This window comes from Rhizobium yanglingense, from assembly GCF_977109285.1.
In genome coordinates this window covers 19860-34831 of the sequence record NZ_CDSAWY010000005.1, presented here as the reverse complement: position 1 = coordinate 34831, position 14972 = coordinate 19860, and the positions used below count along the sequence as shown (strand labels likewise).

Here is a 14972-nt window from a genome sequence, read left to right as displayed (position 1 = left end):
CCCGCAAAACCGCTGGGCCGTCCGGAGGCGGTCTGGCGGGTAGGGACGGCTCACCCTCAAATGGAACCTTTGGAGAGGCCAGGCGCGTCATTTGGCACGACTTTCTCGTGTTTCCGATTGCGGCCAGAAGATTGCCGCCATCAGCACCGTGTAGATCAACGCCGCGCCGACGTAGACAATGCGGGTCGCGAAGGATTCCAGCGGCGCCGCCAGGCACCGGCGACACGCCCAGCCCGAACAGGATCAGGAACGTCGTGAGAGCGCCGGCGTACATCTTGGCATCTTTCAACCGGCCCGCAGCGCGCCCGCCCAGGATCAGCGTCACCACGAGGACGATGAGAAAGATCGAGAACAGGCTTGGGCGCAGAGTGAGGATGGAGTAGGCGATGGATGCCAGTATCCCTCCTGACAGATTGATGATCACAAGCCCGAGTGCCATTCGGCTGCTCGCAGCGGCATCGAACTGGCCGAGCAGCGAGGCGACGGTGATGGGGATGACGAGCGCTGCGGACAGTTGATCGTTGACCAGGCAGACCGCGACCGCCCCCAGCAGTATCGCCGTGTTCGCCAGAGCTCGCAGATAGGAAGGAGGTGTGACTGTTGCCGAAGAAGCCGCCGCGATGCGCGTCGTATGGGGCTCCGGGATCACCGCATGGGCAAGCCACATCAGAAGCGTGCCGCCGAGGATGCCGGTCACAAGGATCGACAGGATTGAATTCGCAAGGTCCTTGTTCAGGATTCCGATCAATGGAACCATAATTGCGACGACCTGCACTAGAAAGATCGCGGGCCCCCCTGTGCCCGCCGCCTGGGCCGCGAAACAGAAGAAGTAGATCAGCGCCAGCAGGATCAGGAACGTCGAAGGGCGATCGCCGAACAGAATCGTCAAGACCATCATGCCGATCCCCGTGAACAGGATCAGCAACGCGGCGCCCAATGTCTTGCCTAGCGGCATCGGACCGGAGCTACCCAACAGGAACTGCGCGGCAAAAATAGGCACGAGGAACGGCACGATGGCACCGAGCGACACAGCGGAAGTAAATCCCAAGGAGACCGCAAACGCCACCCTCAGTCCCTTTCGACGCTGCTCGGCAGACGGATCGTCGCGGTCATCCCACATAAGTCAGCACCGATATGATGCGGATCCGCAGCCAGCCCCAGGCATTGGTGACCGGATGATCGCCGGTGTAGATGACGACGGTCGCCTGCGAGCCATATCGCACGCCCTTTGGCCGTTCTGCGTCCATGACCAGGCGAACCGGAAAGCGCTGCGCCTCCTGGACCCAGCCGGTGTCGGTCCGGATCGTCGGCAGACCGGTGTTCGGGTCAGTTCCGCCGCCGCCCTGCTGAGAAACGCCGAGGCCGATGCTTTCGACCTTGGCAGGAAAGAGCCGTCCGGGGAGCGCATCGAAGAGCAGCTCGGCCCGATTGCCGACGGCGACATTCTCCAGGCTGTTCTCCTTGAAGGCGGCGGCAATCCAGATCGTCCCGACATCGATGAATGTCATGGCCGGCTGGCCGACGCTGACGACCTTGCCGATGGAAAGCTGCAAGTTGGTGACGACGCCGGCCGATGGCGCGTGAATGGTCGTTCGGACCAAGTCCAGCTGGGCAGCCTCCAGCGCCGCAAGCGCTTCCCGGAGCTGTGGGTTGTCGTTGCCTGCCGGGCCGAGCTCTTCCTTGGCCTTGGCGAGATCGGCCCCCGCACCGGTCACCGCGGCCTCCGCCTGCTCGTAAGCGGATTTTGCCGTGTCATATCTTGCCTTGGAAAACACGCCCCGCTTGACCAGTTCAGTAGCCCGCGCGTACTGGTCACGCAGGTTGTCCCGATCCACCTCCATTTCCACCAGCTTGGCCTGGGCGACGTCCACCGTCGCAGTGGAAGCGCCGATGGTCTGACCCACAAGCGCCAGATTGGCCTCCGCTTGGGCGACAGCGATCTGATAGGTGCTGGGATCGATGCGGAAAAGCACCTGATCGGCTTCGACCAGCGAGTTGTCGTCGACATTGACGTCTATGACACGGCCCGTCACCTCAGGCGCGATCCCCACGACATAGGCCTGAACCTGCGCCTGCGACGTGGAGGGTGTACGCCGCTCCATGAAGACGGACAGCACAAACAGGACGAGCGCTAGGAGCACTATGATGAGCGCCGTTCGGCGTAACGGATTGCGGCCGGCGACGACAGCTGCTGGCTGGGTTGAATCCACGGCTCTTTCCCCCGAAAGACGCTATTCATCGAGTCCAGGGCCTGCAGTGGCATACCGGAAGCCGACTGGACCAAGCCCGATATTACACCTTACCGGCAGAGATGTCGTCCGAATAGACGATTCGGAATCCCTGGATGCGTGAACCAGAGCATCGCCCCGGCACTATGGCAGGGGCATCTTAACGGCACCGCCGGCGCCGCGAAAGAGCTGCGTCGTCTCGCTGCCAAGCGTCTTGCCGATCGCAAGTGCCTGATCCTAGCCACGAACAGACAGGATGCAAGGCAAGCGCTCAACGACTGTTGCAGGCGCTGGGGCATCGAGTGCCTGTTCGGCAATGCCAAGACGCGCGGGGAGTTCGGCGCGGACGCCAAGGGCCATGGCTCGACAAGCGGTTCCAGATTTTGCAAGCCTCTGTGCAATCAGGCCCCCGCAACCAAATACTACGACAAACTCAATGGGCTCCGACGAAACTCGGAGCCCATTTTGCGTGCCAAATCTACTGACACACGGCTAGCACAAGTGTATCTCCAATGGTGACGGCAAGCACGACGCCCAAGGCTTGGCTGAGAGCACCGCTTCTTCGAGCCGAATCATGACGGCCGTCACCTGGGTCGCAGACGTTACTCCTATAACGTGTCCGCATTCTTCTCGGCGAGGCGATGACGCTGTAGAGTGATCGAACGTGCACCACACCATCTCACCCGGAGGTCTGTATGACTGAGGTCTTGCTGTTCCACCACGCACAGGGGCTGACCCAGGGCGTGCGCGCGTTCGCCGACGACTTGCGGGCCAGCGGTCACATCGTGCACACGCCGGACCTGTTCGACGGACGCACGTTCCAGAGTATCGACGAGGGTCTCGCCTACATCGGTGAGATCGGATTCGACGAAATGCGGGAGCGCGGCGTCCGCGTCGCCGACGAACTGCCTCCCGAGCTCGTCTACGCTGGGTTCTCGTTCGGTGTGCTGCCGGCGCAGAAGCTTGCACAGACACGGCCCGGAGCCCGCGGAGCCCTGCTCTTCCACTCTTGCCTGCCGATAAGTGGCGAGTGGGCCTTCGGACCCTGGCCGGACGGCGTTGCGGTCCAGATCCACGGTATGGACAACGACCCGTTCTTCGTCGGCGAGGGCGACATCGACGCCGCCCGCGGGATCGTGGAGAAGGTCGAGGACGCGGAGCTTTTCCTGTATCCCGGCGATCAGCACTACTTCGCCGACAGCTCGCTTCCGTCGTACGACGCAGATGCGACCGCGCTACTCACCATCCGCGTGTTTGAGTTCCTGGATCGCGTCTGATCCATGCCGACGTCTTGGTTGAGCTCAATTACCGAAAGGTGATCCCGCAACAGCGCTTACCATCCAAAACGTCAAGCCAATGAATAGACACGCCGTTATCCTCGTCGTTAGCAACGTGGCGATAGCGCTCGGCTTTCAGGGCAAGACGGCTCTCGGCGCGGGGACGCAGGGATTTCGAGCGGCCTCGAAGTTCGGAGGCGGTCTAAAGTCAGAAAACCTCCTGAACTTCCATGATTGCCCGGATGAATTCCATAAAATGCTAATATAACCTCTCTAACCGATGTGGTAATATTGGCCTTGGCATGAGGAGGGGATGCCTGACGGCGTTTCGACTTGTCGCAGAGTGGTTCGATGGCTGTCGAGGCAGCGTCGCCGCTATGCCGGAAAGGGTGGGGCCCCTACGAAGAAGACCTCTGGATAACAGCTCGGAATGGGAGGTGTACAATGCTTCGCAAATTGTTTTTCACCTTGGCTATTGCGACGTCCGTACTCGCGATCAACGGAGCCGCATGGGCTGACATCACGATCCTCGTGCCATCGGGCAGCGAGGGCGACGGTCTTAGGGCCGCTGCCCAGGACTACGCGAAGGTGAAGGGCACGAAAGTTGAGGCTGTCCAGGCGCCATATGCCAACGAGTTCGAGCAAGGCGCCAATGCCGGTGCCACGAAGTCGGGCGTCTTCGATATTATCCTCATGGACGACCCGTGGATTCCGTTTTTCGCCGAGAACGGGCATCTGGAGGATCTGACGGCATTTTTCAAGACGGCCGGAATGGAGGGGCCGGACAGCGATTTTCTTTCGAAGTCGCTAGCCGTCTGCCGCAATCCCTACAATACGGGACCCTATGTCTGCCTGCCTTATGTTGGAAATGCGCAGATGTTTTTCTATGACGCTGCCAAGTACAAGGAAGCCGGCGTCGATGCCCCGAAGACCTGGGATGACGTGCTGAAGGCGAGCAAGAAGCTGACTGAAAGCGGAGGTGGCCGCTATTTCGGCTATGTTTTCCGAGGCGGTCAAGGAAATCCTGTGGTTGCCGATTTCATGCCGATCTTCTGGTCTTATGGCGCAGATATGTTCAATGCCGACCGGACTAAGGTAACGATCGATACCCCGGAAGGGGCCGCCGCCATGAAGACATTCATGGCGTTGCGCGATGTCTCGCCGAAAGGGGTAGAGAGCTACAACGCCAACGAGGTCGGCACGGCGCTCGCTGCCGGTGCTGCCGCTTCATCGATCAACTGGCCGAACTGGGTTGCGACCTTTGAAGATCCAACCCAATCGAAAGATGGTTGGCAAGATCTCTTACAGCCCCATTCCTGCCGGAACGAAACCGGGCAGTTCGGAAATCGGCCACTGGACCATGGGCATCATGTCGGCTTCCAAAAACAAGCAGGAAGCTTTCGACTTCATGATCTGGGCGACTTCGTCCGAACAGATGAAGATTTCTGCCCAGCGCGGCAATCCGCCTGTCCGGACCTCCGTCTTCACCGACCCGGAACTGACCTCGCAAGAGAAGTTCCGGCACTATCCCGTGTTGATGGAGGCGATCCAGGCTTCGACTCCCCGCCCGCGTCACCCGAAGTGGCCAGAGATCGAGAATGCCTTCGGCATCGAGCTTTCCAAGGCGGTGGCGGGCACGATCACGCCGCAAGAGGCTTTGAAGAACGCCCAGGAGGCGGTCGCACGGATTACGAACATTTACTAGGCAACGGCCATTCGGAGCGGGGTTTTCGGACGCCGCTCCCTCTGCAGCGCCGGCAATCGCGCCCAGTGAGCTTGAAATCCGACAATTCAGGCGCCCCGAGGCAGGGTTTTGCGGGAGAGGTCAATGTTCAAGTCGGAAAGCGGGGCATTGGCCGAGCCGCTTCGATCTGGTGGCGGTCTGGAGCGGTGGGCAGAGCGGCATTTGCGCATCCTCATGCTCGCACCGACGGTGCTTATACTGCTGGGGCTGACGATCTTTCCCAGCGTCTACATGTTCTACGCGGCGGTTCACAAAATCAGCCCGAATCCCGATATACCCTGGACCTTTGTCGCTGCCGGCAATTTCCTTCGGCTGTTTTCCGACACGCAATTTCACGTCGCGCTCCGGAACACCGCCGTATTTACAGTCGCGGCGGTGACGGCCGAGTTCCTCCTTGGTCTCGGCCTGGCGCTTCTCCTCGATAAATTTATCCGCAAGCTGACCTTTCTGAAGACCGTCCTGATGATCCCCATGATGCTGCCGCCAATCGCGGTCGCGATCACGTGGAAGCTCATCTACGAGCCTCAGTTCGGCGTCCTGAACGAAATCATGTTCCGCCTTGGTCTGCCCTTGCAGGCATGGGCGGGCGACGCGAACCTCGCGATGTTCTCGATCATTGTCGCCGATGTCTGGCAATGGACACCGTTCATATTTCTTCTGATGTTGGCGGGGTTGGCCAGCTTGCCAGTCGAGCCTTACGAGGCCGCCGCACTCGACGGCGCCTCGTCCTGGCAGCAATTCCGGGATCTGACCCTGCCATTTCTCAAGCCGGTTATCGCTATTGCCCTACTCCTGCGCGTCATGGATGCACTGCGTCTTTTCGATCTGGTCTTCATTCTGACGGGAGGGGGACCGGCTGACCGGACCAAGGTCTTGAGCCTTTATATCTATCAGGTCGCCTACCGCTTCGCCGATCCCGGCTACGCGGCGGCGATCTCACTTTTCGTGCTGTTTATGACGATCGTTCTGAGCACTTGGTTTATGAAACGCATGCGATTGGCGGACTGACCATGACGAGGGCAAAGACCATACACGCACGCAGCCGCACCAGAGAGGTGCTCATCCGCCTGTGCGCCTATCTGACGATTCTTGTCGCACTGATCGTCACACTTTTTCCCATCTATTGGATCGCGACGAACTCTTTCAAGTTTGATATCGACATTTTCGCAGTGCCGCCGGAGTGGCTGCCTCGAAACCCGACGCTGAAACACTACGACGAAGCGTTTATCCAGCGTCCGTTCCTGCGCTATGCGCTGAACAGCTTTCTCGTCGCCGTAGGAACGACCGTCATTTCAGTGACCTTCGGCACGATGTCAGGCTATGCCTTGGCACGGTTCAGCTATCCCTGGCAGTGGCGGAAGCAGATTTCGTTCTGGATCCTGTCGACGCGCATGATGCCCCCCATTGTGAGCATCATTCCCCTCTACCTGTTCTTCAACTATTTCGACATGCTCAACACGAAGTCGGCTCTGATCATCGCCTACACCGCCTTCAATCTGCCCTTCGCGACATGGATGATGAAGAGCTATTTCCAGGATCTTCCGGTCGAGCTGGAGGAGGCGGCAATCGTTGACGGCGACACGCGGTGGGGCGCATTCCTGCACGTGGCGTTACCTCTTGCCCGGCCCGGGCTTGCGGCCACTGCGATCTTCTGCCTGATCATCTCGTGGAACGAGTTCCTGCTTTCCCTCATTATTACGCTCACCGAGCAGTCGCAGACACTGCCGATCGGCATTGCCGGGCGCGTAACGCAGTACAACACTTATTGGGGCGAAATCAGCGCGGCTGGTTTCATGGCATGCGTGCCAATCGTTATCTTCGCCTTCATCGTCCAGAAGCATCTTGTCCGGGGGTTGTCCCTGGGCGCCGTCAAAGGTTGAAGCCTATGGCGTCCGTCACATTCAAAAATGTCTGCAAGAAGTTCGGCGAATTCGTCGCCGTCACGAATTTCAACCTTGAAATCAAGGACAAAGAGTTTCTCGTTCTGCTCGGACCTTCGGGATGCGGCAAGACGACGACCATGCGAATGGTCGCGGGTCTCGAGGAAGCGACGTTCGGCGACATCTACATCGATGCGGACCGCATCAACGGTGTCCTGCCCAAGTATCGCGATGTCGCAATGGTCTTTCAGTCATATGCTTTGTATCCGCACCTCACCGTCGAGGACAATATCGGCTACCCCCTGAAGATCCGCAAAGTGCCACCCGCTGAATGCAAGCGACGGATAGCCGAGGTCGCACGGCGTGTGGAACTCGACACGATGTTGTCGCGCCTGCCCAAGGAACTTTCCGGCGGCCAGCGCCAGCGTGTAGCTCTCGCCCGCGCCATCGTCCGCACGCCGCGTGTCTTTCTCATGGACGAGCCACTGTCCAATCTTGATGCCAAGCTTCGCACCCAGATGCGCGCCGAGTTGAAGCATCTTCAACATGAGCTGCAGGTCACGACGATCTACGTCACTCACGACCAGATAGAAGCGATGACCCTTGCCCACCGCGTGGCCGTGATGAACAAGGGCGTGATCGAGCAGCTTGGGACGCCGCGGGAGATCTACAATGATCCGCGCACCCTCTTCGTTGCCGGATTCATAGGCTCGCCGCCGATGAACCTCATTCCGGGCGAAGTGAAGAATGGTGTGTTCGTTAGTGCCGGTCTCAGGGTGTCGGGTATCGGCCGGGCAGATGTCTCCCACGCCGTCCTCGGTGTCCGCCCGGAGGACGTCCACGCGACCGAAGTCGGGGATACGGACGTCAATCTGGTTGCGCCGATCTATTCGGTGGAACTCACCGGTGAAAACACGCTTGTCAGCTTGCGCTTGGGTGGCCAGCCCATGACCTTGCGTGCCGACAAGAATTTTAGTGGTCAGATCGACCAGCAGATCGGCGTCAAGGTCGCGACAGATCGTGTGTTTCTGTTTAATGGCGAGACTGAAGATCGTGTTGACTTCTAGCGTTTGGACGGCAGCTATGGTCATTGCCTTTGCATTCCGTGCGGATGCCACCGATGTCGCCCCTATCGCAGGAAATCCGCTGATCGAAATTCCTGCCGGCGCGTTTGTCTTTGGCCGTGACGACGGCCCCGAGAACGAACGCCCGCGCCGCGTGCTGCAGGGGCGGGCGTTTGCAATCAATCGTACCGAGATCACGAATCGGCAATATGGACGCTTCGTCAATGCTACCGATCACCGTCCGGCCTTCTACGCAGGTCACCCGGTCCTGGGGCTAGACGACAGGCCGGTTGTCGGGGTGAGTTGGGGAGACGCCGATGCCTTTTGCCGTCATTACGGGTTGGCTCTGCCGTCGGAGCAGCAATACGAGAGGGGCGCGCGAGGCGCGAAGGGCGACGCGTTTCCTTGGGGCGAGGCCCTGCCGGACGATACACGCGCAAATTCCGGAGCGGATGCCTGCTGCTCTGGCGACGCGCGCGACGGGTATCCAATGACCGCACCGGCGGAGTCCTTCGCTGATGGCGCAAGCAGCGAAGGCGTCCTCAATCTTGTCGGCAATGTCTGGGAGTGGACCCGCGATCTTTACGTGCCGTATGAAGGCGGGACCGCGGAAAGGAGCGCCGGGCTGTACCGAGTGCTTCGCGGCGGCTCCTGGAACAGCGATCCAAACCACCTTACGACGACCTATCGCCTCGCCTATGATCCGGAATTCCGGTTCTCAGCCAATGGTGGCTTCCGATGCGTTCGTTCCACGCCTTGATTATCGTCTCTGGTCTTCTGTTCCTGGTAGCCGGTGCCGGCGCCGAGCCGACAGTTGCGCCTGGCTACACGCTCGAGACCTTTAACACGCCGGGCGCCGCCTTCGCAGGTGTGTCCCGCGATGGCGGGGGCTTGCTTGTCAGCGATCTCGCGAGCGGCCGGCTCTATCGGCGCGGGACGGACGGCAAGCTTGTCGCATTCGGTCCCGTATTTCCTCATGGGCTCGACGTGATCGGCGACCCGACCGGTCCCTATCGTGTGGTCCGCGTCGGCGATGTCCTTGTCGTTGCCCAGGGATGGACGCCGGTCAATTCTGACGAGGGTCCGCTCGACCACGCTCTCGTGGCGATCGACGCCGCCGGTCAGGCCCGCGTCATCAGCAGCGATTTCTGGAATCCGTTCGATTTCATCGTGGCGGGCGGAACCTACTACGTGATCGACTCTGCTCGAAACAGTGTCGAACGCGTGCAGGCGGACGGCCGGAAAAGTACGCTCATGGCTTTCCGCCGCATGGGGGAGGCGGCCGCGGCGCTGCGCAGCCTTTCGCCAACGGAATTCGCGGAAGGCAACAGCTACGAAGTCGACGCGGTGCCGACTGGCATCGCCCTTCGCGACGGTCGCCTTTATATCGCGCTGTTCGGCGGCTTTCCCTTCCTTGCCGGTGCTGGAAAGATCGTTTCGATTCCCGCGGCCGGCGATGCTTCAAAGCCACAGCTTGACGTGAAAGGACTCAATGCACCCGTGGCTATAGCCTTCGACAATTATGGCGAGATGCTTGTCCTCGAACACGGTACTTACAACCAGAAAGAAGGTTTCCGGAAGGGTAGCGGGCGATTGCTCAAGCTCAATAAACTCACACCCGACCGCAAGATCATTCTCGACGGCCTGACCCGACCCGTGTCCGTGCTCGTCTGGGACGAGCGGCGGCTTGTCGTTTCCGACCTAGGCGGCAACCTCCATTTTCTGACACGCGAATCTGCTCGCTGACATACCAGTCTACGTGTCTTTTGCACTTATCCGAGGCGGGCGCGGCAGGATTCAGCGTTGCAGGTCAGCCACGGGCGCAGTGCCAAACATGCTTTTATACTCTCGACTGAATTGCGACGGGCTTGTGTAGCCTACCTCATATGCCACGCGCGATACATTGGTGCTCCCCGCGGCAAGAAGCTTTCGAGCTTCCAGCAGGCGTATATGACGTTGGAAAGCCAGCGGGCTAAATCCTGTGACAGCCTTGAAGTGCCTATGAAAAGAGGTGACGCTCATGCCGGAAGAGGCCGCCAGGTCGTGGATAACAACGGGTTCGCTGTGGTTGGCGGCGAGCCAGTCAGCCGCAGTCTTGAGCTGTTGAAACCGATCGTTTCGCCGGCCGACCTGACGGAGCGTATCGCCCATCGAGCTCTGCAGCAGACGATAGTACAGTTCGAACTCGTAGTGCGGCGCGAGCACGCGCGGCGTCATCGGGCGTAGCCAAGAGCCCGACGAGACGAGCGAACGCATCGCCGACCGGCCCGTTCAGATCGCCTGCCGCGACCGCGCACGTCCAGCGATCCTCCTGTTTGGGCATATCGAGCATGACGCGCGTGAGCATGCCGATATCAAGATGAAGGCTGATTCCGACATAAGGGAGCTCGGGCGTCGCGCCAGTCAGCTGGTGGATATAGGGCAGGCCGAAGGACGATGCGGCGCAAGCACCCGCCAGCAGTTCGAAGCGATTGGCGCCCATGGTCAAAACCTTGGTGCCCCGTAAAACGGCATAGAACATGGGTTCGAACACGGCCGGTGTGGGTGACGTGGCGCGTGTGCTTGTCCATAGCGTCAGGCGCGGAACGGAAGTCGGGAGGCCAACAGTTCCCCCATGTCGCGCAACAAAGGGAAAAACGTCGTTCAGCAGCTGAGCGGTTGGTTTCAGAGGATCGGCCATCACCTCGAGCATGTAGTGATTTGGAAGGATCAGGCAAGTCTCTGGGATAATCGGGAATGTGGCCTCCGTCGTGTCTGCCTATTTTCAGGCTCAACGAAGGAAACTGCCGTGATCCTCGGTACCAAGGGGAATGGGCCTCGAAACCGCGCATCAGGGCGACACGACATTGAAAGGGTTCGGGTTATGCAGGAACTGGCTGGGAAGAATGCTCTGGTGACGGGTGGGTCGCGCGGCATAGGCGCGGCAATTGCACGCGGGCTTTCCGAGAAGGGGGCGAATGTAGCGATAACGTATGAGCGGTCAGCCGACAGCGCGGCGCAACTTGTTCAGGCGATCGAAGGCAAGGGGCGCAAGGCCGTCGCGATCCAGGCTGACAGCGCCGATCCAGCGGCAATACAGCGATCCGTGGACGAAGCCGTCCGCGCACTGGGCGGTCTCGACATTCTCGTCAACAATGCCGCGATCGCACGGTATAACAATATTGCGGATTTCACGGTCGAGGATCTCGACGCGCTGCTTGCGGTCAACGTGCGCGGGCCGGTGCTCGCGTCGAAGGCGGCCATTCCCCATCTCAAGGAAGGCGGTCGCATCATAACCATCGGTTCAGCGGGTGCGGATCGTATCGTCGGCGTACCCGGCACGGTCTACTATATGACCAAAGGTGCGCTTCAAGCATTCAATCGCGGTCTTGCGCGCGAATTGGGTCCTCGGGACATAACGGTCAATCTCGTTCAACCGGGGTCCACAAACACCGACTCGAATCCCGAGACGGGCGAATCTGCGGATTACCAGCGCAGCCTGACCCCCCTTGGCCGTTTCAATCAGCCCGAAGATGTCGCAGCCGCGGTCGCCTTTCTCGCGACGCCCGCCGCTCGGCAGATCACCGGGACGATCCTCACTGTGGACGGCGGCGCGCTTTCATGAAGGCGCAATGCAGTTGGTGGCCGCTCGATGAAGGTCGGGCAAAGGCTGGTCGGTGCCCCAATCCCTGTAGAAAAGCGGGGTGCCGTCCTTGGTGGTAAAGTAGGTCATCTCAACTCTTATCGTTGTACTCGCGATTATTTGCAGAGTTGTATCGCTGAAGTCAGGGACTTTGCGTTCCGCTTCTTGCGACAAAGTTTTGCGAATGTGGCGACTATTCAGCCTGAAATTGCAACGATACCAAACGAGGTGGAGACACTGAATGGCGGGGCGTGGTCTTTCTTTAGCCGGCGCCCGGTTGCTCAAGCATGTGAGATCGGAAGGGCGAATGCATGGCTGAAGCGAGCTTGGGGCAGACGATCGGACCTGCGATCGTCCTGATGGGGGCGGCTGTTGTCGCGGTGCCCTTGTTTCGGCGGCTCGGCCTCGGTTCGGTTCTGGGCTATTTCGCTGCCGGCGTGCTTGTCGGTCCGTCGATCTTCGGGCTCTTCGCCGATGCCCTGTCCATCCTGCATTTCTCGGAGCTCGGCGTGGTGATGTTCCTGTTCGTCATCGGACTGGAGTTGCGCCCATACAAGCTGTGGGCCATGCGTGGCCAGATCTTCGGACTGGGCCTCGTGCAGGTCGCGGCAGCAACCGCAGCCCTTACGCTGACGGGCATGCTGGTCTTTGGCCTTTCCGGCCCTGTAGCCTTCATCGCCGGGGCAGGTTTCGTCCTTTCCTCGACGGCCGTCATCATGTCGGTCCTGCAGGAGCGCGGCGAGATTTCGAGTGCCGAGGGCCAGAAATCGGTCTCTATCCTCCTCTTCGAGGATCTGATGATCGTGCCGCTTCTGGCGGTGGTCGCCTTCCTGTCGCCTCTGTCCCAAGGACAGTCGGGGTGGATCGAGGTTTTGCTGGCGCTTGGCGCGTTACTGGTTCTTTTGAGCGTATCAAGATGGGGCCTGAACCCATTTTTCGCCTTGCTGGCGCGTGCGCGAACGCGGGAAGTGATGACGGCGGGCGCGCTGCTGGTGGTGCTTGGAGCAGCACTGCTGATGGCCGGCGCTGGTCTTTCCATGGCGATGGGCGCATTCCTCGCCGGGGTGATGCTGTCGAGCTCCAGCTACCGGCACCAGATCGAGGGCGATATCGAGCCGTTTCGTGGCCTGCTGATGGGCCTGTTCTTCATGGCCGTCGGCATGTCGCTCGACCTTTCCGTCGTTGCCGCGGAATGGTGGCTTCTACTGTCCATGCTGGTCGCATTCACCGTTGCAAAAGGCGCTGTGGTCTATACGGTTGCACGTTCATTTGGCAGTTCCGGTCATCAAGCATTGCACCGCACCTCGATGTTCCTTCAGGGCGGCGAATTCGCCTTTGTGCTCTACGCCGCCGCGTCTACAGGCAGCGTGATTGATGCGCGCGAGAACGCACTGTTCACCACCGTCGTGATCTTCTCCATGGCTCTGACGCCTCTTCTCATGATCGTGGCAGACCGGCTGCTGCGAAGCGAGGCATCTATGGAGGGCGTTGAGGCGGCCCGGGATCTCAATGGAAGGGTGCTCATCATCGGTTTCGGCCGCTTCGGACAGATCGCTTCGCAACTGCTGCTTTCCAAGGGAGTCAGGCTCTCCGTGATTGATATGAGTCCCGATCGGATCCGTGAAGCGGGACGATTCGGGTTCAAGGTCTTTTTCGGCGACGGCACCCGGCTCGATACTCTGCGCCATTCCGGCGCGGGTTCCGCCGCAGCACTGATGATCTGCATCGACGACCCGAAGGCCGCAATGCAGATCGTGGACCTGGCGCAGCATGAATTCCCGCAGGCAAAGATTCTCGTGCGCAGCTATGATCGCGGCCATGCGGTCGACCTGATCCGCGCCGGCGTGGACTATCAGATTCGCGAGACGGTCGAATCCGCCTACATGATGGGAGCGGAGGGCCTGCGCGCATTGGGTTACGCCGAGCTTGACGTGGAGGAAGCCGCCGAAGATGTCCGTCAACGGGACAACGAGCGACTGTCCGAGCAGGTGCAGGGAGACGCCATGTCCGGCAGCGACCGCCTGCACGTCCGGCCCGTTCCTGAGCCGTTGAGCGGAGTAGCAGTGTCGAAATAGACAGAGGCAGGTACTCCATCGCAAGCTTCCCTCATCAAAAAGGAAAAGCACATGAAAGCCGCAGTCTACGACAACCCCGGTCCTCCGGCAGTCTTGAGATATGCCGATGTGCCCGATCCGACTTGTGGGCCAGAGGATGTTCTGATTGCCGTCGAGGCGATTTCGATCGAGGGCGGCGATCTGATCAACCGCCGGTCGACGCCACAGCAAACCCCTTGGATCGTCGGCTACGCGGCTGCCGGGACCGTAATATCGGTCGGTGAAAATGTCCGCGACCGGGCAGTCGGCGAAAAGGTGGCTGCCTTCGATATGCATGGATCGCATGCGGAGCTCTGGTCCGTCCCCGCCTCACGGACATGGCTCGTCCCGGACGGCGTGGACATGGCACATGCCGCCGCGCTGCCGATTTCCTTCGGCACGGCCTATCACTGTCTGATCACCAAAGGCGGCTTGCGCGAAAAAGAAACAGTCCTGATTCAGGCTGCCGCCGGCGGTGTCGGTCTGGCGGCCATCCAAATGGCGCGTGGCGCAGGGGCGATCGTCATCGCCGTGGCCGGTGGCAGCGAACGACAAGCGCGCCTGGCTGAGTTCGGCGCATCACATGTCATCGATCGCCTGGAGAAGGATGTCGTGGAGGAGGTTCTTCGGCTGACCGGGCGCAAGGGTGCCGACCTCGTCATCGATCCCGTCGGTTCGACCTTGCAGGCCTCGCTATCCGCACTCGCGCTCGAGGGTCGCCTCGTATTCGTCGGGAATGCAGGTGGCGGCAGCCTCAATGTCGACCTTTGGCAACCGATGCAGAACAATCAAACGCTTCACGGCGTCTTCATGGGGCCGCTTTTCGAGAGGCCGGCCGTATACAGGACCGTCAGCCAACTTCTCGAGGCCGTGGCCGACGGACGCATGGAGGTTGTGATCGATCGCGTGTTTCCGTTGCATGAAGCATCAAAGGCGCATGAGTATGCGGAGACAGCCAAGCCGTTGGGGCGCGTTGTGATGGTGCCCTGATTTCCGAATGATCTGACGAACTCAAGATGCCGTTGCTGATCGCTAGCCGAGGCATCGCGGACGTCGTTGGGAAG

At 60.2% G+C, this 14972-nt stretch carries 13 protein-coding genes and 2 pseudogenes; 11 read left to right on the top strand and 4 right to left on the bottom strand.

Annotated features, from left to right (window positions below; genetic code table 11):
• Positions 1 to 87 precede the first annotated feature (87 nt).
• Both ACW4PC_RS09830 and ACW4PC_RS09825 read right to left on the bottom strand, forming a co-directional pair.
• Positions 88 to 1120 (bottom strand): annotated as a pseudogene (locus ACW4PC_RS09830) (DUF2955 domain-containing protein).
• The gene (locus ACW4PC_RS09825) at positions 1110 to 2210 is read right to left on the bottom strand and encodes an HlyD family secretion protein (protein ID WP_455873691.1); all 1101 of its coding nucleotides are present in this window, start codon (positions 2208 to 2210) and stop codon (positions 1110 to 1112) included. The pseudogene ACW4PC_RS09830 and the gene ACW4PC_RS09825 overlap by 11 nt, the downstream one beginning before the upstream one ends.
• Before the next feature lie 713 nt (positions 2211 to 2923).
• On the opposite strand from ACW4PC_RS09825, the gene ACW4PC_RS09820 reads away from it, so the two are divergent.
• The 8 genes and pseudogenes from ACW4PC_RS09820 (at position 2924) to ACW4PC_RS09785 (ending at position 9939) form a co-directional block, all read left to right on the top strand.
• The gene (locus tag ACW4PC_RS09820) at positions 2924 to 3505 is read left to right on the top strand and encodes a dienelactone hydrolase family protein (RefSeq protein ID WP_455873690.1); all 582 of its coding nucleotides are present in this window, start codon (positions 2924 to 2926) and stop codon (positions 3503 to 3505) included.
• A gap of 351 nt (positions 3506 to 3856) precedes the next feature.
• Positions 3857 to 4729 (top strand): annotated as a pseudogene (locus tag ACW4PC_RS09815) (extracellular solute-binding protein); the annotation flags it as partial.
• A 61-nt stretch (positions 4730 to 4790) separates the two neighbouring features.
• Positions 4791 to 5210: an extracellular solute-binding protein gene (locus tag ACW4PC_RS09810; protein WP_455873689.1), complete on the top strand. Its 420-nt coding sequence runs from the start codon at positions 4791 to 4793 to the stop codon at positions 5208 to 5210.
• 123 nt (positions 5211 to 5333) lie between these two features.
• Positions 5334 to 6257 (top strand): carbohydrate ABC transporter permease, encoded by a 924-nt coding sequence (locus ACW4PC_RS09805; protein ID WP_455873688.1) that lies wholly within the window; start codon positions 5334 to 5336, stop codon positions 6255 to 6257.
• A gap of 2 nt (positions 6258 to 6259) precedes the next feature.
• Positions 6260 to 7129 (top strand): carbohydrate ABC transporter permease, encoded by an 870-nt coding sequence (locus tag ACW4PC_RS09800; protein ID WP_194728564.1) that lies wholly within the window; start codon positions 6260 to 6262, stop codon positions 7127 to 7129.
• A gap of 5 nt (positions 7130 to 7134) precedes the next feature.
• Positions 7135 to 8196 (top strand): ABC transporter ATP-binding protein, encoded by a 1062-nt coding sequence (locus ACW4PC_RS09795; RefSeq protein ID WP_455873687.1) that lies wholly within the window; start codon positions 7135 to 7137, stop codon positions 8194 to 8196.
• A gap of 16 nt (positions 8197 to 8212) precedes the next feature.
• The gene (locus tag ACW4PC_RS09790; RefSeq protein ID WP_455874979.1) at positions 8213 to 8953 is read left to right on the top strand and encodes a formylglycine-generating enzyme family protein; all 741 of its coding nucleotides are present in this window, start codon (positions 8213 to 8215) and stop codon (positions 8951 to 8953) included.
• A complete protein-coding gene (locus tag ACW4PC_RS09785; protein ID WP_455873686.1) occupies positions 8932 to 9939 on the top strand; it encodes a ScyD/ScyE family protein in 1008 nt (335 codons plus the stop codon). Before ACW4PC_RS09790 ends, ACW4PC_RS09785 begins: the two co-directional genes overlap by 22 nt.
• Before the next feature lie 51 nt (positions 9940 to 9990).
• On the opposite strand, the gene ACW4PC_RS09780 is transcribed toward ACW4PC_RS09785, so the two are convergent.
• Positions 9991 to 10215, bottom strand: a complete 225-nt coding sequence (locus ACW4PC_RS09780; protein WP_455874978.1) for a helix-turn-helix transcriptional regulator — start codon at positions 10213 to 10215, stop codon at positions 9991 to 9993.
• Between the two features lie 61 nt (positions 10216 to 10276).
• Positions 10277 to 10885, bottom strand: coding sequence for an AraC family transcriptional regulator (locus tag ACW4PC_RS09775; RefSeq protein WP_455873685.1), 609 nt, complete (start codon positions 10883 to 10885; stop codon positions 10277 to 10279).
• A 171-nt stretch (positions 10886 to 11056) separates the two neighbouring features.
• Here ACW4PC_RS09775 and ACW4PC_RS09770 point away from each other — a divergent pair, with 171 nt between their 5' ends.
• The 3 genes from ACW4PC_RS09770 (at position 11057) to ACW4PC_RS09760 (ending at position 14898) form a co-directional block, all read left to right on the top strand.
• Positions 11057 to 11797: an SDR family NAD(P)-dependent oxidoreductase gene (locus ACW4PC_RS09770; protein ID WP_455873684.1), complete on the top strand. Its 741-nt coding sequence runs from the start codon at positions 11057 to 11059 to the stop codon at positions 11795 to 11797.
• A 329-nt stretch (positions 11798 to 12126) separates the two neighbouring features.
• The gene (locus ACW4PC_RS09765; protein ID WP_455873683.1) at positions 12127 to 13890 is read left to right on the top strand and encodes a monovalent cation:proton antiporter-2 (CPA2) family protein; all 1764 of its coding nucleotides are present in this window, start codon (positions 12127 to 12129) and stop codon (positions 13888 to 13890) included.
• A gap of 51 nt (positions 13891 to 13941) precedes the next feature.
• Positions 13942 to 14898 carry a quinone oxidoreductase family protein gene (locus ACW4PC_RS09760; protein ID WP_455873682.1) on the top strand — a complete coding sequence of 319 codons (957 nt, stop codon included), beginning with the start codon at positions 13942 to 13944 and terminating at the stop codon, positions 14896 to 14898.
• Positions 14899 to 14972: the final 74 nt, after the last annotated feature.